Genomic DNA, 21,324 nt, shown 5'->3' with positions numbered 1-21,324 from the left:
TGCTCAGATTGACCAGGAATCGCTGCCATAACTGCCGATGATACCACGTTCGGCAAGATACTTTTCTACTTCTGCGACGAGTTCGTCAACGTCACGACCTGCCGTGCTAAGGCGTAATTCCGGTGAAACTGGCGCCTCATAGGGAGAATCGATCCCGGTGAAAGCCTTGATCTCGCCACGCAAAGCCTGCGCATAGAGCCCCTTCGGGTCACGCGCGATGCATTCCTCTATCGGTGTATCCACGAAAATCTCGACAAACTCGCCTTCAGGCAGGCGAGCGCGAATCCGATCACGCTCAGCTTGAAATGGCGAGATGAAGGAAACCAGCACCACCAGTCCGGCATCAGTCATCAATCGGGCGACTTCGCCGACACGGCGGATATTCTCCGCCCTATCCTCATCGGAGAAGCCCAGATCGCTGTTGAGGCCATGACGGACATTATCACCGTCTAGCAGATAGGTGTGCTTGCCAAGCGCGTGGAGCCGCTGTTCCAGCCGGTTCGCGATGGTGGATTTGCCGGAGCCTGACAGCCCCGTAAACCAGAGCACAGCCGGTTTCTGGAATTTCTGTGCTGCGCGTGTCTGCTTGTCGAGGTCGAAGGACTGCAGATGCACATTCGTCGCCTGACGAAGAGCACTATCGATCATCCCAGCGCCCACAGTCGCGTTGGTAAGCCGATCGATCAAGACGAACGAGCCCGTTACGCGATTATCGGCGTAAGGATCGAACGCAACCTGATCCACCGTCTGGAGATGGCAAAGTCCAATCTCGTTGAGGTCGAGGCGGGATGATTCCTGACGGGTGAAACTGTCAATATCGGTTCTGTATACGATCTCGTTGATCGTTACCGGCGTCTGATCGGTCTCGGTACGCAGGATATAGGAACGGCCGGGATGCAATGCCTCCTCGCCGAACCAGACTATATTGGCTGAAAACCGATCAGCAACTTCGGGCCGGACCTCCGTCCCGACCAGCATATTGCCGCGTGAAACCTCGATCTCGTCCTCCAGCACCAGTGTGACAGCCTGTCCTTCGGAAGCACGTGGCAGATCACCGTCATAGGTGGCGATGCGTTTTACGCGGGAGGTTTTGCCTGATTTGGCAACCACCACGGCATCACCAGCGCTGATCGAACCGGATGCCACTGTGCCGGAGAAGCCGCGAAAATCGAGATTGGGCCGGTTCACATACTGCACCGGAAAACGAAACGGCTTGGCCGCTGCCTCCGTGTCGATGCGCACCGTCTCCAGATGTTCGAGCAGATGCGGCCCTTCATACCAGTCCATGCGTGGCGACGGCAGGGTGACATTGTCGCCGAAACGCGCCGAAAGCGGGATCGGCTGGATGCTGACAAAGCCTAATTCATTGGCGAAACTCAAATAGTCGGCAACGATGTGCTCGAAAGCCTTTTGCGAAAAGTCGACCAGGTCGATCTTGTTCACGGCCAGAACGATGTGACGAATACCAAGTGCCGCGGCAATGAAGGAATGGCGTCGTGTCTGCGTCAGTACACCCTGACGGGCATCGATGAGCACGATAGCAAGATCGGCTGTCGAGGCACCAGTCGCCATGTTGCGCGTATATTGTGCATGACCGGGTGTATCAGCGACAATGAATTTACGACGTGGCGTCGAAAAGAACCGATAGGCGACATCGATGGTGATGCCCTGCTCCCTCTCGGCCTCCAGACCGTCAACCAGCAATGCGAAATCGAAATCGTCATCCGTGGTACCGAACTTGCGGCTATCGTTCTTCAACGATGCGAGCTGGTCCTCGAAGATCAGCTTCGTGTCATAGAGCAGGCGTCCGATGAGCGTTGACTTGCCGTCATCCACCGATCCACAAGTAAGGAAGCGCAAGAGTGTCTTGCGCTCCTGATCGGCCAGGAAGTCGCTGACTGCAGCATTGGTCGCAACAGGCTTGATTATCGCATTCATCAGAAATAGCCCTCGCGCTTCTTTTTTTCCATCGATCCGGCTTCGTCACGGTCAATGGCGCGGCCCTGCCGCTCGGATGTACGGGCAATCAGCATTTCTTCGACAATATCGGAGAGGTCAGCCGCACTGGATTCAATAGCGCCGGTCAACGGATAGCAGCCAAGTGTGCGGAACCGCACCAGCCGGTTTTCCACCGTTTCACCCGGACGCAACTTCATGCGGTCGTCGTCGAGCATGATCAGCATGCCGTCACGTTCGACCACCGGACGATGCGCTGCGAAATAAAGCGGGACGATGGGGATATTCTCTTGCAGGATATATTGCCAGATATCGAGCTCAGTCCAGTTCGACAACGGAAAGACGCGGATCGATTCCCCTGCAGAAACGCGGGTATTATAGATCTTCCACATTTCCGGACGCTGATTCTTGGGGTCCCATCCATGCTGTGCGTTACGGAAGGAAAAAATGCGCTCCTTGGCGCGCGATTTCTCCTCGTCGCGACGGGCGCCACCAAAAGCAGCATCGAACTTGTACTTGTCGAGCGCTTGCCGCAAGGCGACCGTCTTCATCACATGAGTATGGACATTCGATCCATGGCTAAAGGGGCCAACCCCCTCGCGCACGCCGTCCTCATTGATATGCACGAGCAGCTCAAACCCCTTTTCACGCGCCTGCGCATCGCGAAACTCAATCATCTCCCGAAACTTCCATGTCGTATCAACATGCAGAAAGGGAAAAGGCGGCGGAGCGGGATAGAATGCCTTCATCGCCAGATGCAGCATGACCGACGAATCCTTACCGACCGAATAAAGCATTACCGGGTTGGAAAAACTTGCCGCAACCTCGCGAAAAATATGGATAGCTTCCGCCTCAAGGCGCTGAAGATGCGTCAGGTTCTTGGTCAGGGATGCATGATGCACGACTACTTACTCCCGGCAACCGGATGGGGGCTCGATACTGGCGGGAGGGATGGCGAATGCCTTCATCCGGCGCAGGTGTGGCAAAAGCCACGGTGCGCGCATTGTCGTGAAATGATGCGGAAAAGTGAAAGAAACCTATCGCGTATTGCAACTCGCTTGCGCGAAAAACTTACCGTATTTGCACGCATGGCCGGAACAAACTTGCGCGTGCCGGGAAAAGCCGCTTTTTGGCCAAGTCACGGAAAATCATACAATTTTTGTGATATTTAACAGGGTTTTGCTCTGGAACTGCCCGTTATTCGGACAGCTCCAGAGCAAATTATTACCTGGTGAGGCTTGCCTGAACATCGTTCAGCGTCGCCTCGAGCGCGGACACCATCGTATCAACCTGCTGATCGTTGATGATGAGCGGCGGGCAGAAGGCAAGCGTATCGCCCATTGCGCGGGAAATGACGCCGCGCTCCTGAAGAACGGCGTTTGCCTTTGCGCCCAGAGCGCCGGTTGGTTCAAGGCCCGTCTTGGCCTGCTTGTCGGTGACAAGCTCGACACCGGCTATGAGACCAACGCCACGCACTTCGCCGACCAGAGGATGATCCTGCAACTCACGCAGGCGCTTCTGCATATAGGTGCCGCGGTCGCGCGCATTGGCGACCAGATCACGCTCTTCAATAATGGTGAGGTTTTCCAGCGCTACCGCTGCCGCCACCGGATGACCGGATGCCGTGAAGCCCGTGCCAAGCGTGCCGATCTTGTGGCTTTCTTCAGCAATCGGTGCGTATACGCGCTCATTGATGAGAAAGGCCGAAATCGGCAGATAGGATGACGAAAGCTGCTTCGACATAACCAGAATGTCCGGTTTCATATCGAAAGTCTGGCTGCCGAACAGATTGCCTGTCCGTCCGAAGCCGCAAATAACCTCGTCGGCGATCAGCAGAATATCGTAGCGCTTGAGAACAGCCTGCACTTTTTCCCAATAGGTTTTGGGCGGCACCACCACGCCACCGGCACCCATGACCGGCTCTCCGATAAAAGCGGCGATCGTGTGCGGGCCTTCTGCGATGATCAACTGTTCCAGCTCATCCGCGAGCCGCGTTGCGAATTGTTCCTCACTCTCGCCAGCCTGTCCTTCGCGATAATAATGCGGGCAGCCCGTATGCAGGATACGATCGATCGGCAGATCGAAAGAACGGTGATTGTTGGGCAAGCCGGTCAGGCTGGCAGAGGCAATCGTCACACCGTGATAGCCGCGCTTGCGTGAGATGATTTTCTTGCGCTCCGGTTCACCCAGCGCATTGGAGCGATACCAGATCAGCTTGACGACCGTATCGTTGGCTTCGGAACCTGAATTGGTGAAGTAGGCCTTGCTCATCGGAACAGGAGCCATTGAGACAAGCTTTTCAGCCAGATCAATGACAGGACCATGTGAACGGTAGGAGAATGTATGGTAGAAAGGCAGCTTCTTCATCTGTCGTGCAGCTGCTTCGGCCAGACGCGGTTCGGAAAAGCCCACGCCAACACTCCACAGTCCTGACATTGCTTCGATATAGCGCTTGCCCGATACATCTTCGACGTAAATACCATCGCCACGCTCGATGACGAGCGGACCTTCCGCTTCGAGGCGGACAGCATCGGTATAAGAATGGAGATGATAACGGATATCGCGAGCTTCAAGGGAGTTTGGCTGAGCAGTCATTCATTGATCCTCCGGGAAAGATAATGAATTTGTAGCCCGTTTCAGAAAAAGCGCAAACCGGAAAGCCGCTGAAAAATGCCCTTCGGATCAAACCGCCAAGGGACTTGGAAGATATTTACAGAAGACCGAAAGTGCGGGCCTTGGCGACGGTCTGAACCTTATTCACCGCAACAAGCTTTGTGAGCACGTTGCTGATATGGAAATTCACCGTGCGTGTCGAAATATTGAGGATCGTGCCGATGATCTCGGCAGTCTTTCCCTCACTCGTCCAGCGCAGGATTTCCCGCTCGCGCATTGTCAGGTTCACTTCAGAAACGCAGTTCATCGTCGGAACATCAAGATGTTCATACATGGACAAATGCAGCAGATTGGCTGCGATCTGCATCTGGCGCCGCAACATCGAAATCTCGCCGGAAGATAATGCCGGGCCAGTTCTCAGGAAAGACAGCATTCCGAACACGCCTTGAGCAGCCCAACACGGCTGGGAAATCCCAGCCTTGAGGCCGAAGCGCTGTGCATCCGCCCATATCTGTGGAGCTTCCGCAAAGAGCTTCGACGACCAGACCAATGGCTCTATGCTGTTCAGTGCCTTGCGAACCAATGGGTCAACATCCGCATATTTTCGGGCTGTATAGTGATCGGTCCATTCCTGCGGCAACGACCCAAAGCTGAGCCATTTGACCACGCCGTTCAACAAGGGAACGCGCATGACATAAGCCGTATGTGCAAATCCGCACTGCCTGGCATAGGTGCCTATATATTCAAGGAGCTGTCCGGCATCGTCAGCAGATTGCATGGATTCATAAATTTGTTCCCATTTCATTGCAGACTTCCCAACGAAAAATATAACTATTGATGATTATTGAAATTCGAAGCATTTAAATAAAACACCAACAAATCACTAACAAATCTATGTATTTTTCTCTATATTCCAATCAGAAATGCATACATCTACACAGGTTAAATATTACAGTGATATAAATTATAAATTACTTTAATAAATACTTCATTATTACATGAAACAAGACCAGCTCTAAAACGCCAAATAAATCAGCGGTTCTGGAACATGGAATGCCGAGCCGACGCAGTTACGTCTGCTGGTTTGTAGTCGACAAGCAACTACAAACCAGTCAAACGCGCCCAATACATCTGTCAGAAATACGAGTATATGAGATTAAGCTAATCGAGTTGCGGCATTTGTCACGCCGCAGCCTCTTCGGGAGTTGCACCTGGGGTATAATTAAGGATCGGTGCGAGCCAGCGCTCGACTTCCTCTATCGTCATTCCCTTGCGGCTCGCGTAATCCTCGACCTGATCCCGTTCGACTTTGGCCACGCCGAAATAATAGCTTTCCGGATGGCCGATATAGAGACCCGATACGGAAGAACCTGGCCACATCGCATAGCTTTCCGTCAATTCCACGCCCGTGTTCGCGGTCGCGTCCAGAAGGCGGAAAAGGGTCGTCTTTTCCGTGTGATCGGGCTGCGCCGGATAGCCAGGAGCCGGACGAATGCCCTTATATGGCTCACCAATCAGTTCTTCAGGCGTGTAAGTCTCGTCAGATGCATAAGCCCAGAACTCCTTGCGCACGCGCTCATGCATCAGTTCTGCAAAGGCTTCCGCGAAACGATCAGCCAGCGCTTTCACCAGAATGGCCGAGTAATCGTCATTGGCGCGTTCGAAACGTTCGGCTATGGCCACTTCACCAATACCTGCCGTCACAACGAAGCCGCCGACATAATCCTGCTTTCCGCTTTCGGCGGGTGCGACAAAGTCGGACATCGCCATATTCGGACGACCATCGCGCTTGCTCAATTGCTGGCGCAGTGTGAAGAAAGTGGCAAGTTCCTCGTTCCGGCTTTCATCGGTGAAAAGACGAATATCGTCGCCGACCGCATTGGCGGGCCAGAAACCGACAACAGCTTTCGGCGTGAACCACTTTTCGTCGATAATCTTTTTCAGCATCGCCTGAGCGTCGTCCCAGAGTTGCCGGGCTGCCTCGCCCTGCTTCTCGTCTTCAAGAATTGCCGGATAGCGGCCTTTCAACTCCCAGGTCTGGAAGAACGGCGTCCAGTCGATATAGCGGGCGATTTCGGCCAGATCGTAATCATCGAAGGTCTTCGTGCCGGTGAATGTCGGCTTTGCCGGAACAAAATTATCCCAGTCGAGCTTATGCGCATTGGCGCGGGCACGAGCGATCGACAGGCGCTGCTTTTCCGCTTCATTACGCGCATGGGCGGCTGCAACCTTGGCATATTCCCCGCGCAGACCGTCAACATAGGCCTGCTTGCCTTCCGGTGACAGCAGGCTCGAAACCACACCGACGGCACGGCTTGCATCGATGACGTAGACCGCCTGTCCGCGTTCATAGCGCGGATGAATCTTCACCGCCGTATGGACACGGCTCGTGGTCGCGCCGCCGATCAGAAGCGGAATATCGAAACCTTCGCGCTCCATTTCTGCTGCCACATGCGCCATCTCATCCAGCGAAGGCGTGATGAGGCCGGAAAGGCCAATGATATCCACCTTTTCGTCACGCGCTACCTGCAGAATCTTCTGCGATGGCACCATCACGCCAAGATCGATGATCTCGTAATTGTTACAGGCCAGCACAACGCCAACGATATTCTTGCCGATATCGTGCACATCGCCCTTCACGGTCGCCATCAGCACCTTGCCGGCGCTCTGACGTTCACCGCCGCCAATGCCTTTTTCAGCATTGAGGCGCTTTTCTTCTTCCATATATGGCAGGAGGACGGCCACGGCCTGCTTCATCACGCGGGCGGATTTGACCACCTGTGGCAGGAACATCTTGCCGGCGCCGAACAGGTCGCCAACCACATTCATGCCAGCCATCAGCGGGCCTTCGATGACATACAGCGGACGTTCGGCAGACTGGCGCGCCTCTTCCGTATCGGCTTCGATATATTCGGTAATGCCGTTGACCAGCGCATGTTCGAGGCGCTTTGCCACCGGCCATTCGCGCCAGGTCAGATCCTGCACCTTGGCTTCCTTGGAGCCGGAGTCGCGGAAACGTTCGGCGATTTCCAGCAAGCGCTCGGTCGCATCGGAGTGGCGGTTCAACACCACATCTTCGCAGGCTTCGCGCAGTTCCGGATCGATGGCATCGTAAACCGCCAGCTGACCGGCATTGACGATGCCCATATCCATACCCGCCTGAATGGCGTGGTAGAGGAAGACGGCATGCATCGCCTCGCGCACCGGCTCATTGCCGCGGAACGAGAAAGAAAGGTTCGACACGCCGCCCGAGACATGGACATGCGGCAAGGTCGCCATGATCTTGCGCGTCGCTTCAATGAAATCGACACCGTAATTATTGTGTTCTTCGATACCGGTCGCCACTGCAAAGATGTTCGGGTCAAAGATGATGTCTTCCGGCGCGAAACCGACCTGCTCGGTCAAGATCTTGTAGGCCCGGGTACAGATTTCGATCTTGCGCGCCTCGGTATCGGCCTGCCCGGTTTCATCGAAAGCCATGACGACAACCGCCGCACCATAAGCACGAACGAGCTTAGCGTGATGGATAAAGGCTTCCTCGCCTTCCTTCATCGAGATGGAATTGACCACCGCCTTGCCCTGAACGCATTTCAGGCCAGCCTCGATCACTTCCCATTTGGAGCTGTCAATCATGATCGGCACGCGAGCGATATCCGGCTCGGCAGCAATCAGATTGAGGAACTCGACCATTGCCTTTTCGGAATCGATCAGGCCTTCATCCATGTTGATGTCGATGATCTGGGCGCCGTTGACCACCTGATCGCGCGCGACGTCGAGCGCAGCAGCAAAATCGCCAGCCTTGATCAGCTTGCGGAAGCGTGCCGAGCCGGTCACGTTGGTGCGTTCGCCGACATTGACGAAAGGAATATCCTCTGTGAGCGTGAAGGGTTCGAGGCCCGACAAGCGCATTAGCGGCGCAACCTTTGCAGGCTTGCGCGGCGGATGTTTCGCGACAGCCTCGGCAATGGCGCGGATATGCTCCGGCGTCGAACCACAGCAGCCGCCGACCACATTGACCATACCGTCGCGGGCAAAGCCTTCGATCTGGGCAGCCATAGCTTCCGGCGTTTCGTCATACTGGCCAAACTCGTTCGGCAAACCGGCATTCGGATAGGCGCAGATGAAGGTGTCGGCAATGGTCGACAATTCGTCGAGATGCGCACGCATAGCGTTCGCGCCGAGCGCGCAATTGAGGCCGATGGTAAATGGTTTGGCGTGACGCAGCGAATGCCAGAATGCCGTTGGCGTCTGGCCGGACAGGGTGCGGCCGGAAAGATCGGTGATCGTGCCGGAAATCATCACCGGCAGGAAGATGCCCTTTTCCTCGAACACTTGTTCCGACGCGAAGACGGCAGCCTTGGCGTTGAGCGTATCGAAGATGGTTTCAATCAGGATGATGTCGGAACCGCCGTCGATCAGCCCCCGGATCTGCTCGGCATAGGCGATGCACAGATCGTCGAAGGTAACAGCGCGGTAGCCGGGATTGTTGACATCCGGCGAAAGGGAAGCGGTGCGGTTTGTCGGCCCCAGAGCGCCCGCAACGAAACGGCGGCGACCGTCCTTCTGCTCGGCGCGCAAGGCCGCGCGACGGGCCAGACGCGCACCGTCGCGGTTCAGTTCATAGACCTGCTCTTCCATGCCATAATCGGCCTGGGCAATTGTCGTGGATGAAAACGTATTGGTTTCGAGAATATCCGCGCCCGCAATGGCGTAGGCATAATGGATTTCCTCGATAGCCTTGGGCTGCGTCAGGGTCAGAAGGTCGTTATTGCCCTGAAGCTGGCAATCGCAAGCGCCGAAACGCTCGCCGCGGAAATGCTCTTCATGAAAACCAAGCCCCTGAATCTGGGTTCCCATCGCGCCGTCGAGGATCAGGATGCGCTCACGCGCTGCCTTGGTGAGAGCTGCGAGCACTTCTGAGCCATCCGGCTGCGCAGCCGTTGCACCAAAAAGACCATCGAGGGAAGAGGCCATAAAACACCGCCTATATTCAATCTGTTACCAGGCAGCAGGTCTGTTCGGACACATAAACCTGAATTGCCCTTTATACGCACATCACGAAAGTCGCTTAATGACATAAACATATCTTTATGTCAATTCTAGGCGACTAATTCCTACCCCAAAATCAGAGCATCACCCATCTGTTGCCGCAACGAAGAAATCGTGACTTCGCAGGGCCACTGCTCCGCCACAATGTCCGGCCAAAAATAACGGCAGGGACGATATGTGTTGTTTATTATTACGCGCATCTTATCCGAAAACCGTTTCACATTTTTCGGTATGCGCTGTGAGGAGAAACCGATGAAAAGGTTTGCTTATTCCCTGTTTGCCGCATGTTTGTCACTCGGCATGGGACTATCGGCTGCTGCCGGAACTGCAAATGCGGCGCCGCCGTCTTTGATGGCGACACCGTCCGCCCAGGCGCTAGCACCGAATGTTCAAAACGTTCAGTATTACGACTATCGTGGTGACCGCCGCTATTGGCGGGAGCATCGTCGACACTGGCGGCATGATCGTCCGCGTTACCGCCCATACTATCGCTATGATCGCCGTTACTGGGGGCCGCCGCCTGCTTATCGCTACCGTCCGGCGCCGGTCTATCGCGGCGGCAACCCGCATGTGCGGTGGTGCTACAACCGTTATCGTTCCTATCGAGCCTACGATAATACGTTCCAACCCAATTATGGGCCACGGCGCCAGTGCTATTCTCCATATCTCTAAAACGAAAAATCCCCGGAAAACCGGGGATTTTTTCTTAATCATACGGTTCAAAAATCAGGTGACATAAGCACCGATTGAAGCCGCAACCAGACCGATCGCAACCGCAATCATCACGCCATAAACGCGTGGCTTGTCAAACAGGACGGCAAAAGCCGCGAACCAGCTGACAACCGCAGCGCCCAGCGCGAATAAAAAGCCCGGCTTGTCGCCGTGGTACAGGTTAGCCGCCATGAGGCCGCCGATAATCAGCGCGCCAAAAACGATCATCAACCCTGTGGCATATCGCTCGTAATCGTCCATTTAAATTCCTTGGTTCCGCGCCCGCCGTGACAGGTGCCGGAAACTCTCGTCAATCCGTTTGGCCATTTAAGGGCATTGGCCGGTCGCCATCACACAATCATTATTCGTGTCGTTCTTCAACCATTTCGCTGCGCCATTTTTCGCAATTGTTACGACTTTTCACGTGAACGTTCCTATCGTTGCCCGATAACCGGCATTTGTCCCGTTCAAAACCATGTTAATATGACTTCCATGGAATCGTCAGGCGTCACCATTTTTGAAACAGAGATCGGACCGTGCGGCATTGCCTGGCGCGGCCAGAAGATTGTGGGCGTCGAGATCGGGGATGCTGACGAGAAGGAAACCCGCTATCGGCTCGGCGAGCGGTTCCCCGGCACCGAAGATATCAACGAGCCCTCCTTCGTCAGCAATGCAATCCAAAGTGTGCGCGCGCTTCTGGCAGGCGCCAATGTTGATTTTTCAGGTACACCGCTGGCGCTGGATGACCAACCCGATCTCAACCGGCAGGTCTATGAAATTATCCTTGAGCTGAAACCGGGCGAGACAACGACCTATGGTGCGATTGCCCGACGGATCGGTGACGTAAGTCTCTCGCAGGCTGTCGGTTATGCACTGGGCAAAAACCCGTTTCCAATCATTGTGCCCTGTCACCGGGTGCTCGGTGCCAATGGCAAGGTCGGCGGTTTTTCGGCAGCAGGCGGAACGGCAACAAAACTCAAGCTCCTCAATATCGAACGAGCGAGAACGTCCAGCGAGCCCGATCTTTTCGGCGGCCTGCCGCTACAGGAAAGACCACAGGCAGACTGGTAGTTATTTTTTCACATTTCCGAACGCAAAACCGCTTCGCAACTTTTGCTGGACATGCTTTAGCGCTTGTCTGTCACGACATCGGCTGAAAAGCGCAATTCGCGCATCGGACGTACCAGTCGCGTCGTCGCGTCATAGGTCAGATGCTTCTTGAAAGCGAAAAGCGCTTCCTCATCTTTGAACTCGGCATAGACCACGAGATCAATGCGGTCGCACATCGGATCGACCCTGGAATTCGGCAGAACTTCAAACAGGTCAGCATGAGGAATGGTGCCGAGTTGCTCCAATCCTTTTTTGACCGTCTCTATATCCTGACCTTCTTTGACGCTGAAGAAAACAATATGCCGGATCACGCCGCGACTCCCTGAAGTTGGTGAGGCGTGTCTAGCGCATCAAGGTTCGCAGAAAAATGGCAAATTTGAGCGATGTGCCTAACTTGCCTTGACCCGACGCCAGGCGAACCCAGCCTCTTCCGGCACAGAACCGCGTCCCGGCTGGTAATAGCCGGGCGTATCGACCAGACGATTTTCGCCAAGACGGCCCTGCGCCACCTTGTTGGTCACCTGAAGGCTGTCGAAACCGGTCCGCAGCATCAGGGCGGCCTGATCGATCAGCACGTCGCCAACGGCGCGCAACTCACCCGCAAAGCCTTCGCGGCGCAAAATCTCCGCCTTGGAATAGGAACGCCCGTCATTAAAGGCCGGAAACTGCAAGGCGATCAGCGGCACGCTGCCCAGATCATCCAGAAGCGGATCAATGGCTTCGCCCGGCGCCACCGAAATGCCGATCCGGCGATTGGAGGCGCGGCGGCGCTCCTCATCCAGTCCGAGCCAGACGGCCAGCGGAATGATGATTGCCGGGGCATCGCCCGCCGTTTCAAGATCGTCGGCAAAGACATAGTCGTCCTCGCGAAAGCCCTCGGTAAACCAGAGTTTGGTTTCGTTGATATCGCTCATTTCCGGTCACCTGCTCCCAAATTCTTCAAACTATCGGACAGACCCGACAGATGGATGCCGCATTCTGTCTTTTCCGATCCGGCCCAGCGTCCGGCTCGCTGATCCTCGCCCTCGCTCACGGGCCGTGTGCAGGGCATGCAGCCGATGGAACGATAGCCCTGCGCGATCAGCGGATGCGGCGACAGGTCGTGTTTTTCGGCATAGGCCTTGAGATCGGCTGCCTGCGAACGCGCCAGCGGATTGATACGAATGCGCGAACCGACCGATTCGAATACTGGCAGGCTTTCGCGGGTCGATGCCTGAAACTGCTTGCGGCCCGTCATCCAGGCCCGATAAGGGGTCACAGCGCGCGCCATCGGCTCGACCTTGCGGATGAAGCAGCAGCGATCCTTGTCGGTCATCGACAAAGCGCCAAACGGGTCTTCCGTCCTGACACTGTCTTCCAGCGGCAGAATATCCTGCACATCGGTCAATCCCAGCCGGTCCACCAGATCATGACGATAATCAAGTGTCGCCCGAAAATGCTTGCCCGTATCGAGAAACAGAACCGGCGTCGCCGGATCGATTTGCGAGATCATATGCAAAAGCACAGCCGATTCCGCGCCAAAGGAAGACACGACCGCGATCTGCCCCTCATAGAGTTCACGCGTGACGAGCGCGATCACATCCTGCGGGGAAGACGCACCGTGGCTTGCCTCCAAAAGGCGGGCTTCGGCGGCAGCGCTTTCTTCAGCATCAAGCTGCACGGCTTATTTCTCCATAAAGCGCGCGTTTGAACGGCTCCATGCCAACCCGGCGATAAGCGGCGAGGAAGTTTTCCTCCGGGCTTTCGCGCAAGCCCAGATAGGTATCCACGACCGTTTCGATGGCATCCACCACTTCTTCCGACGAGAAGCCGCGACCGGTGATTTCACCGATGGTCGAATGCTCGTCCGCCGATCCGCCAAGCGTGATCTGATAAAGCTCTTCGCCCTTCTTCTCGACGCCCAGAATGCCGATATGGCCGACATGGTGATGACCGCAGGCATTAATGCAGCCGGAAATCTTGATCTTGAGATCGCCGATCTCAAGTTGGCGCTGCTGGTCGCCGAAGCGCTCCGAAATGCGCTGCGCCACCGGAATGGAGCGTGCATTAGCAAGGGCGCAATAATCGAGACCGGGGCAGGCGATGATATCGGTGATGAGGCCGGCATTCGGCGTCACCAGACCGTCCGATTGCAGCAGATCGTAAACGGCTGCGAGATCGGCCTTGGCCACATGCGGCAGAACCAGATTCTGCTCGTGGCTGACGCGGATTTCATCAAAGGAATAGGTCTCGGCAATATCCGCCACCAGTTCCATCTGCTCGGCGCTCGCATCGCCCGGAATGCCACCAATAGGCTTGAGCGAAATGGTGACGACCGCATAATCCGGGTTCTTGTGCGGCGTGACATTGCGCGCCACCCAGCTTGCAAATTCCACATCGGCCTTCTGCGTGACGGCCAGCACTTCCCAGCCTTCCGGCCGTTGTGGCAGGTTCGGCATGCGGAAATAGCTTTCGATGGCGTCGATATCGCGCTGCGGCAGCTTCAATTCACCATTGCGGATTTCGTCCCACTCGGCATCGATCTCGCGGGTCAGCTCTTCAACGCCCGTTTCATGGACGAGAATCTTGATGCGCGCCTTGTATTTGTTGTCGCGACGGCCATGCAAATTGTAAACGCGCACGATGGCCGTCACATAGGTCAGCATGTCCTCGATGGGCAGGAAGTCGCGGATTTTCTTGGCCACCATCGGCGTGCGGCCCTGGCCGCCGCCAATATAGACAGCCAGCCCCAGATCGCCCGCCCCGTTCTTCTTCAACTGCAAGCCGATGTCATGCACCTGAATGGCGGCGCGGTCATGGTCCGAGCCGACGATGGCAATCTTGAACTTGCGCGGCAGATAGGAAAATTCCGGATGCAGCGACGACCACTGGCGCAAAATTTCGGCGAATGGGCGCGGATCGGCCACTTCGTCGGCGGCAGCGCCCGCGAAATGATCGGCGGTCACGTTGCGAATGCAATTGCCGGAGGTCTGGATGGCGTGCATCTCGACTTCCGCCAGCTCTTCCAGAATGCGCGGAACGTCCTTCAGGGCAGGCCAGTTGTACTGGATGTTCTGGCGCGTTGTGAAATGGCCGAAGCCGCGGTCATAGACGCGGGCAATGTGACCGAGCTTGCGTAGCTGACGGCTCGACAGCGTGCCATAGGGAATTGCCACGCGCAGCATATAGGCGTGCAGTTGCAGATAGAGACCGTTCATCAGACGCAGCGGCTTGAACTGGTCTTCCGTCAGCTCCCCGGTCAAACGGCGCTCGACCTGGTCCTTGAACTGGGCAACGCGGGCCGCAACAAAATCGCGGTCGAATTCATCGTAACGATACATAGGCTAGGTCCAAATCCACAATCAGGAGGCGCGCTTCAATTCAGACTTTTCGAGCGGAAAATCGCCGAAGGTCACGATGGTCGGGCCGGAAAGGCGGATGCGCTCGCGCAGGCGGATCGGGTAAAGCCCCTCCTCGCGCTCCTCAACATCGATCACGTTCACATCGACAACCAGATTGGCTTTCCCTGCAACCTTGCCCGCGTCTTCAAGCGCTTCAACGGCCTCCACGTGGCGAGCGACCAGCGCGCCGTCGATGGTCTCCTGCCACGAACCGTCTGCACCGAGCCACACAGCCTGCCCGTCGATCAGCCGGTTTGCAGTGAGAACTTTTACGACCATTTCCAAACTCCAAACTTTTGTTAACCGCGCATCGTGCGGATTTAGGCTGCGACGGAAACCGGCCTGAGGGCCAGCGCTTCGGCTTTGTCGATTGCGGCACCAGCGACAGCATCGCCAATGATCACCATGACCGGGCCGGAAAGTTCCTTGCGGTTTTCCAGATCCGGCAAATCCTTCAGCGTGCCGTGGAACAGGCGCTTGTCCTGTCGACTCGCATTTTCGACCACCGCCACGGCGGTATCTTCGTGCAGCCCCGCACCAATCAGGCGCGCAGCAACCGATGCCGCGACCGTGGAGCCCATATAGACGGCAATCGTTGCACCCGAGACGGCAAGCTTCACCCAGCCCGGCAGCACATCGCCCGTCATGTCATGGCCCGTGGTGAACACCAGCGACGAGGCGACACCGCGCAGCGTCAGCGGCAGTTCCATGTCGGCTGCGGCGGCAAAGGCAGAAGTGATGCCGGGCACGATTTCGAATCCGATACCGGCGGCACGCAGTGCGGCCATTTCTTCACCTGCGCGTCCGAATACCAGCGGATCGCCGGATTTCAGCCGCACAACGCGCTTGCCTTCCCGCCCCAGCGAAACCAGCAGGCGGTTGATTTCTTCCTGGCTTTTGGAATGGCAGCCCTTGCGCTTGCCGACGGCAAGGCGCTCGGCGTCACGACGGCCCATGGCAATGACGCCTTCCGGCACCAGCGCATCATGCACGATGACATCGGCTTCCATCAAAGCGCGATGGGCGCGCAGGGTCAGCAGGTCTTCGGCACCCGGACCGGCGCCGACCAGCCAGACATAGCCGGCGGCATTGTCACGTTGCTTGATCAGGTCGCTCGCAGCCTTGTAGGCTTCAACGCGATCGCCATTTTCGATGGCGCTGGCGACACGGCCCGAAAAGAACCCGCGCCAGAAGCTGCGGCGCGCCAGCCCCTTAGGCAGCGCGCGCTCGACCAGCGGACGCCAGCTTTCGGCAAAATGCGCAAGTTCGCCAAGGCGCGGCGAAAAGGCGGCATCAATCCGCGCGCGAACCATCTGTGCCAGAACGGGGGCCGTCCCTTCCGAACCAATCGCAATCGTCAGCGGCGCACGATTGACAATGGCGGGCGTCAGAAAATCGCAAAGTGCGGGACGATCAACCACATTGACCGGAATTTTTTGCGCCTTGACCACAGCGGCAATGGCGCGATCCTGCGCTTCATCGCCGGTTGCGACAAAAACCAGCTTTGCGCCATCAAGATGCTCAGGCGCGAAAGGTGCAGTCACATGCTCCGCGCCGTGGCCTGCGATGAAATCAGCCAGATGATGTTCTGTTTCTTCGGCAACGATGCGAAGTCGCGCCGAAGTCTGCGCCACGAGGCGCGCCTTGTTCAAAGCTTCCTCGCCGCCGCCAACGACGACAACCACCTCTTCCGAGACCCGGAAGAAGGCAGGAAAATCAGCCAGTAAACGCTTTTGCGATAGAGACACGGCGCCATCCTTGGAGGCATTTCCAGCGAAAGTGGATACTGGTTTCGCGTGCGGAAATGCGTCTTGTAAAAGTTGGTGCCATTATCCGTTGAGCGGCGTGATTTTATAAGAAATGGGCTTGCGCGTGAAAATGACGGCGAGCATCACTTTTCCTCAAAACAGAGGAATACGGGATTTTAATTTCCCGTAATACCGGAAATATACCCCACAATTTTTATAGGATTTACATAGACTTATCAGTAGTTGCCGCTCGTGAAGAATGCCGGAACATGTTTTGACCACCGTCGCGGCAGCAGGGCAATCAGATCGAAACGCAGCGACAGGCGGGCATGGTCGGGCTGGCGTTGTAGCCAGAGATCGGCTGCGGCTTCGATGCGGCGCATGGCCTGGCGTGACAGCGAGGTGCGCTGCTTCCAGACTGCTCCGCGCCTTGACCTCAACGATCAAAATCAGATTGCCACGCCGGGCGATCAGATCAATTTCGCCGAGCCTTGTCCGATAGCGCCGCGCGACAATCCGAAAACCTTTCAGAAGAAGCACCATGGCCGCAAAGCGTTCGGCGCTGTGTCCGCGAAAGAAAGCAGTTCGCTTTTTCTCGCGGAGGTCTGTCATCGCGGGTCCGATTTCAATTGCATGAGACGCTGATACAAAACCGATTTCTGTCCGCCGGTCATGCGCGCCGCCTCGCCTGCGGCCTTGGACGGCGGCAACTCTGCGGCAAGCGACAGCAGCAGCTTGTCGATGTCCTCTTCGCTTTGCGGAACGGCGTTGCCCGTTGGCGGCCCCACCAGCAGAACGACTTCACCGCGAATGCGATCTTCGCCGTCAAACTCGGCTGCAAGCTCGCCCAGCGGCGCAGTGCGAATGGTCTCATAGGCCTTGGTCAGTTCACGGCAGAGCGCGCCCATACGATCTGGCCCGAACACTTCAGCCATTTCCGCCAGCGTTGCCGCTGTCCGGTTTGGCGATTCATAGAACACCAGCGTTGCGTCGATACCCTTGAGGCTTTCGAGCTTCGACTGTTTTTGCCCATGCTTGGAGGGCAGAAAGCCGCAGAACATGAAGGCGTCGGTCGGCAGGCCCGAAGCGGCAAGTGCGGCCAGTACAGCGGAAGCACCCGGAATAGGCACGACACGAATGCCCGCCTCGCGCGCTTCGCCCACCAGACGGAACCCGGGATCGGAGACAAGCGGTGTTCCGGCATCGGACACCAGCGCAACACTTTTGCCCGCAGCCAGTGCCGCAATCAGCTTTTCACCGGCCTCGGCGGCGTTGTGTTCGTGATAGCTGATAGGGCGGCGCGCTATACCATAACGGTCGAGCAGAACGCGGGTTACGCGCGTATCTTCGCAAGCCAGAATATCGACAGACGCCAGCGTTTCGATACCGCGCAGCGTCATATCGCCGAGATTTCCGATGGGGGTCGAGACAATATAAAGAGCGGGCTCCAGTGGTCGAGCGCGCATCGTCGTGCCGCCAACCACATACTCCCGTCGCCCCTCGCCTGCTTCGTCCGTCATTATAAGTTCCTTATGCCGCCAAGTCGGCAACCAGCGCGTCGAGCACCAGCGCACCATCTGGCGTTGCGCGAATGATGCTGCCGCTCATCGGTTCGATCATGCCTTCCGCGATCAGTTTCGCAAGTCGCTTTTCATCAACCGCATGGCCAGAAAGCCGCTCATAACGGGCAAGATCTATGCCTTCGCGTAAACGCAAGCCCATCATCAGGAACTCGTCGCCTTCCTGCTCGCCATCGAGATATTCTTCCTCGATAATGCCGTGGCCGTTGCGTTCGACCTTATCCAGCCAGGTTTCCGGATGTTTTTCGGTCATGGTGACGGTACGAATATCATTTTCCACGAAACGCCCATGCGCGCCGGGACCAATCCCGACATATTGCCCGTAACGCCAATAGACGAGATTGTGCTGTGACTCGCGCCCCGGCACCGCGTGGTTGGAAATTTCATAGGCGGGAAGACCGTGCTCTGCCGTGACCCTTTGCGTTTCCTCATAAAGGGCTGCAGCGTGATCCGGCTCGGGCGTCGTCAGCTTGCCAGCCTTCCAGAGATTATAGAACTGCGTGCCTTCCTCGATCGTCAGTTGGTAGAGCGACAGATGATCGGCAGCGAGCCCGATGGCCTCTTTCAGTTCCTCCCGCCAGGCTTCGATTGTCTGGTTCGGGCGTGCATAGATCAGATCGAAGGACAGGCGCGGGAAAATCTCTCGCGCCAGCCGAATGGCCGCCTTGGCTTCCTCGACCGAATGCATGCGGCCAAGACGACGCAGATCAGGATCATTGAGCGCCTGAATGCCAAGCGACACACGATTGACGCCTGCAGCGCGATAGCCACGAAAGCGATCAGCCTCCACACTCGTGGGGTTCGCCTCCAGCGTTACCTCAATGTCCGGCGCCACCGACCAATGGGACGCGATTCCATCGAGAAGCGCGCCCACGGTTTCCGGCTGCATCAGCGACGGCGTGCCGCCGCCCAGGAATATGCTGGTGATCGTGCGTGGGCCGGTGCGCTCACGCAAGGTTTCCATCTCGCGAAGAAATGCTTCAGAAAAACGTGCCTGATCGACCGGCTTGTGACGAACATGGCTGTTGAAGTCACAATAAGGGCATTTGGCCAGACAGAATGGCCAATGCAGGTAAACGCCAAACGCATTTTCCCCATTTGCACGCGCGATCGGGATCGACCCGGCGGCATTTGCGCGAGCAGCATCGATTGCCTGCAAAGGGGGAAACAGCTTGTTCATTTTGCGGATGCCGGCTCCACATTAAGCGCTTTTTCGGCGAAAAGCTTGAAGGCACGAGCACGATGCGACAAGGCCGAAGCATCACCCGGCTTCCAGCCGTGCTTCTCATCGGCAGTCATTTCGCCGAAAGTCTTTTCATAGCCATCGGGGAGGAAAATCGGGTCGAAACCAAACCCCGTATTGCCACGCGGCGGCCAGACAATCGCGCCCTCGACTTCGCCACGGAAATATTCAGCCTGCCCATCGGGCCAGGCAAGGCAGATCACGGATACGAAACGCGCTTTTCGCTGCTGTGATGCGACGGCGCCCTTTTCTTGCAGCAGGTTCTCGACCTTCTGCATCGCCATGTCGAAATCGCGTGTACCGTCTTCAGTCTCGGCCCAGTTTGCCGTGTAGACTCCCGGATCGCCATCGAGCGCATCGACCATCATGCCGGAATCGTCCGAAAGCGCTGGCAGCCCCGTTGCTTCAGCCGCCGCAAGCGCCTTGATATAGGCGTTTTCCTCAAAAGTCGTACCGGTTTCATCCGGTTCTGGCAGGCCAAGAGCGGCAACCGAACTGACTTCAAAGCCGAACGGGCCGATCAGACCGTCGAACTCCTTCAGCTTGCCCGCATTGTGCGAAGCGACGATCAGCTTGCCCTGTTCCAGTTTTCTCATTTTCAGTTCCACAGTTTGGGTTCGGCAATCTCCAATGAATTGCCGGATGGATCACGGAAGTAGATCGAATGCGCACCATTCGGCCAGTCGAACTCGGCCTCGATTGCTATGCCATGTTTTGCCAGATGGTTGCGCCAGCTTTCCATCTCCTCGCGACTTGCAGCAAAACATACATGGCCGGGACCGCTTGTGCCATGGGACGGCACGGGCAAATGCTCTGGCAATGACGGCTTCAATGTCTCTTCGGCCTTGAAGAGAAGCAATATGCCGTCGCCGCACCGGAAAAATGCGTTACGCTCGCTGACTTTCCCGACTGGCTCCAGACCCATAATGCCGTGATAGAACTCTATCGCTTCCGCGACATCGCGGACATAGAGCGCCGTTTCAAGGATGCGTGCTGCGCGCATGGAAGAGGTCTCCTCGATATATGGAGCAGACCTCGTTCCTATCAGGCGACGGCCATCTTCTGCAAGGACACAAGGCGATCAATGCCGCCGCGAGCGAGCTTCATCAGGTTGGCAAACTCTTCTTCCGAGAAAGGTGCACCTTCCGCCGTTCCCTGAATTTCGACAATTCCGCCCTTGCCGGTCATCACGAAATTGCTGTCGGTCTCGGCGACAGAGTCTTCGGCATAGTCGAGATCAAGCACCGGCTCACCCTCGTAAATCCCGCAGGAAATCGCCGCAATATGATCTTTCAGAACCTTCTCGACGCGCACCATCTGGCGCGCTTCCATCCAGCGCAAGCATTCATGAAGCGCTACCCAGCCGCCGGTGATGGCTGCCGTGCGCGTACCGCCATCGGCCTGAATGACATCGCAATCCACCGTGATCTGTACTTCGCCAAGCGCCTGCATGTCCACGACAGCGCGCAAGGAGCGCCCGATCAGACGCTGGATTTCCTGCGTGCGTCCGCCCTGCTTACCGGCAGCGGCTTCGCGGCGCATACGATCACCGGTCGAACGCGGCAGCATGCCGTATTCCGCCGTGACCCAACCCTTGCCCGTATTGCGCATCCAGCCCGGCACCTTTTCCTCAAGGCTTGCGGTGCACAACACATGCGTATCGCCAAACTTGACAAGGCAGGAGCCCTCGGCATGTTTGGAGATGCCGCGTTCGAAAGAAACGGCACGCATTTCGTCAGCCGCACGCTTGGATGGACGCATAGAAAATTCCTCGATTCATTTTTCCGGTGCGGCTTTTTAGGCTTCCCGGTCGCAAATAGAAAGCCATTCCGCCCGAAAAACCGTCAGAGATGTTGAGAGGCCTGTCACTATAGCCTAAAGGCTTTGACGCTTTGACTTGCGACCTTATATTTGGCGTATGCTATTTCTAGTGT

General features: G+C 56.6%; 19 protein-coding genes and 1 pseudogene. 2 read left to right on the top strand and 18 right to left on the bottom strand.

Translation table 11 applies throughout. From position 1 onward, the window contains the following. Positions 1-3: 3 nt before the first annotated feature. The 5 genes from cysN to metH form a co-directional block, all read right to left on the bottom strand. On the bottom strand, positions 4-1,938 hold the full coding sequence (cysN, locus tag AAE521_RS16545; RefSeq protein ID WP_071633183.1) for a sulfate adenylyltransferase subunit CysN: 1,935 nt from the start codon (positions 1,936-1,938) through the stop codon (positions 4-6). Then, a complete protein-coding gene (cysD, locus tag AAE521_RS16540) occupies positions 1,938-2,858 on the bottom strand; it encodes a sulfate adenylyltransferase subunit CysD (protein WP_071633182.1) in 921 nt (306 codons plus the stop codon). Before cysD ends, cysN begins: the two co-directional genes overlap by 1 nt. Before the next feature lie 322 nt (positions 2,859-3,180). Then, positions 3,181-4,551, bottom strand: a complete 1,371-nt coding sequence (locus tag AAE521_RS16535; protein ID WP_342061874.1) for an aspartate aminotransferase family protein — start codon at positions 4,549-4,551, stop codon at positions 3,181-3,183. Positions 4,552-4,666: 115 nt separating this feature from the next. Then, positions 4,667-5,374 (bottom strand): LuxR family transcriptional regulator, encoded by a 708-nt coding sequence (locus AAE521_RS16530; RefSeq protein ID WP_342061873.1) that lies wholly within the window; start codon positions 5,372-5,374, stop codon positions 4,667-4,669. A 377-nt stretch (positions 5,375-5,751) separates the two neighbouring features. Next, positions 5,752-9,543, bottom strand: a complete 3,792-nt coding sequence (gene metH / locus AAE521_RS16525; protein ID WP_342061872.1) for a methionine synthase — start codon at positions 9,541-9,543, stop codon at positions 5,752-5,754. Positions 9,544-9,870: 327 nt separating this feature from the next. Here metH and AAE521_RS16520 point away from each other — a divergent pair, with 327 nt between their 5' ends. After that, positions 9,871-10,290, top strand: coding sequence for a BA14K family protein (locus tag AAE521_RS16520; protein ID WP_071633178.1), 420 nt, complete (start codon positions 9,871-9,873; stop codon positions 10,288-10,290). A 54-nt stretch (positions 10,291-10,344) separates the two neighbouring features. Here the strand turns inward: AAE521_RS16520 and AAE521_RS16515 are convergent, their stop codons facing one another. Then, on the bottom strand, positions 10,345-10,590 hold the full coding sequence (locus tag AAE521_RS16515) for a hypothetical protein (RefSeq protein ID WP_010658028.1): 246 nt from the start codon (positions 10,588-10,590) through the stop codon (positions 10,345-10,347). Positions 10,591-10,821: 231 nt separating this feature from the next. Between AAE521_RS16515 and AAE521_RS16510 the strand changes: the two genes are divergently transcribed. Then, the gene (locus AAE521_RS16510) at positions 10,822-11,400 is read left to right on the top strand and encodes a methylated-DNA--[protein]-cysteine S-methyltransferase (protein ID WP_342061879.1); all 579 of its coding nucleotides are present in this window, start codon (positions 10,822-10,824) and stop codon (positions 11,398-11,400) included. A 56-nt stretch (positions 11,401-11,456) separates the two neighbouring features. Here AAE521_RS16510 and AAE521_RS16505 read toward each other — a convergent pair whose 3' ends face one another. The 12 genes and pseudogenes from AAE521_RS16505 to rph all read right to left on the bottom strand — a co-directional run bounded on the left by AAE521_RS16505 (position 11,457) and on the right by rph (position 21,151). Then, positions 11,457-11,750: a Dabb family protein gene (locus tag AAE521_RS16505; protein ID WP_342061871.1), complete on the bottom strand. Its 294-nt coding sequence runs from the start codon at positions 11,748-11,750 to the stop codon at positions 11,457-11,459. 78 nt (positions 11,751-11,828) lie between these two features. After that, entirely contained in the window at positions 11,829-12,353 is a 525-nt protein-coding gene (locus AAE521_RS16500) for a DUF934 domain-containing protein (RefSeq protein WP_342061870.1), read from the bottom strand. Further along, complete coding sequence (locus AAE521_RS16495; protein ID WP_071633175.1) at positions 12,350-13,099, bottom strand: phosphoadenylyl-sulfate reductase; 750 nt, start codon at positions 13,097-13,099, stop codon at positions 12,350-12,352. Before AAE521_RS16495 ends, AAE521_RS16500 begins: the two co-directional genes overlap by 4 nt. Then, complete coding sequence (locus AAE521_RS16490; RefSeq protein WP_342061869.1) at positions 13,089-14,759, bottom strand: nitrite/sulfite reductase; 1,671 nt, start codon at positions 14,757-14,759, stop codon at positions 13,089-13,091. Before AAE521_RS16490 ends, AAE521_RS16495 begins: the two co-directional genes overlap by 11 nt. A 21-nt stretch (positions 14,760-14,780) precedes the next feature. After that, a complete protein-coding gene (locus tag AAE521_RS16485; RefSeq protein WP_071633173.1) occupies positions 14,781-15,098 on the bottom strand; it encodes a DUF2849 domain-containing protein in 318 nt (105 codons plus the stop codon). 41 nt (positions 15,099-15,139) lie between these two features. Beyond that, a complete protein-coding gene (gene cysG / locus AAE521_RS16480) occupies positions 15,140-16,567 on the bottom strand; it encodes a siroheme synthase CysG (protein ID WP_342061868.1) in 1,428 nt (475 codons plus the stop codon). 236 nt (positions 16,568-16,803) lie between these two features. After that, a pseudogene (locus AAE521_RS16475) lies at positions 16,804-17,179 on the bottom strand (YraN family protein). Further along, positions 17,176-18,087, bottom strand: coding sequence for a 16S rRNA (cytidine(1402)-2'-O)-methyltransferase (gene rsmI / locus AAE521_RS16470; RefSeq protein WP_342061867.1), 912 nt, complete (start codon positions 18,085-18,087; stop codon positions 17,176-17,178). The pseudogene AAE521_RS16475 and the gene rsmI overlap by 4 nt, the downstream one beginning before the upstream one ends. Positions 18,088-18,097: 10 nt before the next feature. After that, complete coding sequence (hemW, locus tag AAE521_RS16465) at positions 18,098-19,327, bottom strand: radical SAM family heme chaperone HemW (protein ID WP_342061866.1); 1,230 nt, start codon at positions 19,325-19,327, stop codon at positions 18,098-18,100. Further along, positions 19,324-19,986, bottom strand: coding sequence for an RdgB/HAM1 family non-canonical purine NTP pyrophosphatase (rdgB, locus tag AAE521_RS16460; protein WP_071633168.1), 663 nt, complete (start codon positions 19,984-19,986; stop codon positions 19,324-19,326). Before rdgB ends, hemW begins: the two co-directional genes overlap by 4 nt. 2 nt (positions 19,987-19,988) lie before the next feature. Next, a complete protein-coding gene (locus AAE521_RS16455; RefSeq protein ID WP_342061865.1) occupies positions 19,989-20,393 on the bottom strand; it encodes a VOC family protein in 405 nt (134 codons plus the stop codon). A gap of 41 nt (positions 20,394-20,434) precedes the next feature. Further along, positions 20,435-21,151, bottom strand: a complete 717-nt coding sequence (rph, locus tag AAE521_RS16450; RefSeq protein ID WP_010658015.1) for a ribonuclease PH — start codon at positions 21,149-21,151, stop codon at positions 20,435-20,437. Positions 21,152-21,324 lie beyond the last annotated feature (173 nt).

It is taken from the genome of Brucella cytisi (genome assembly GCF_038433355.1).
Classification (GTDB): Bacteria; Pseudomonadota; Alphaproteobacteria; order Rhizobiales; family Rhizobiaceae; genus Brucella; species Brucella cytisi.
This window is presented reverse-complemented; position numbering and strand designations above follow the sequence as displayed.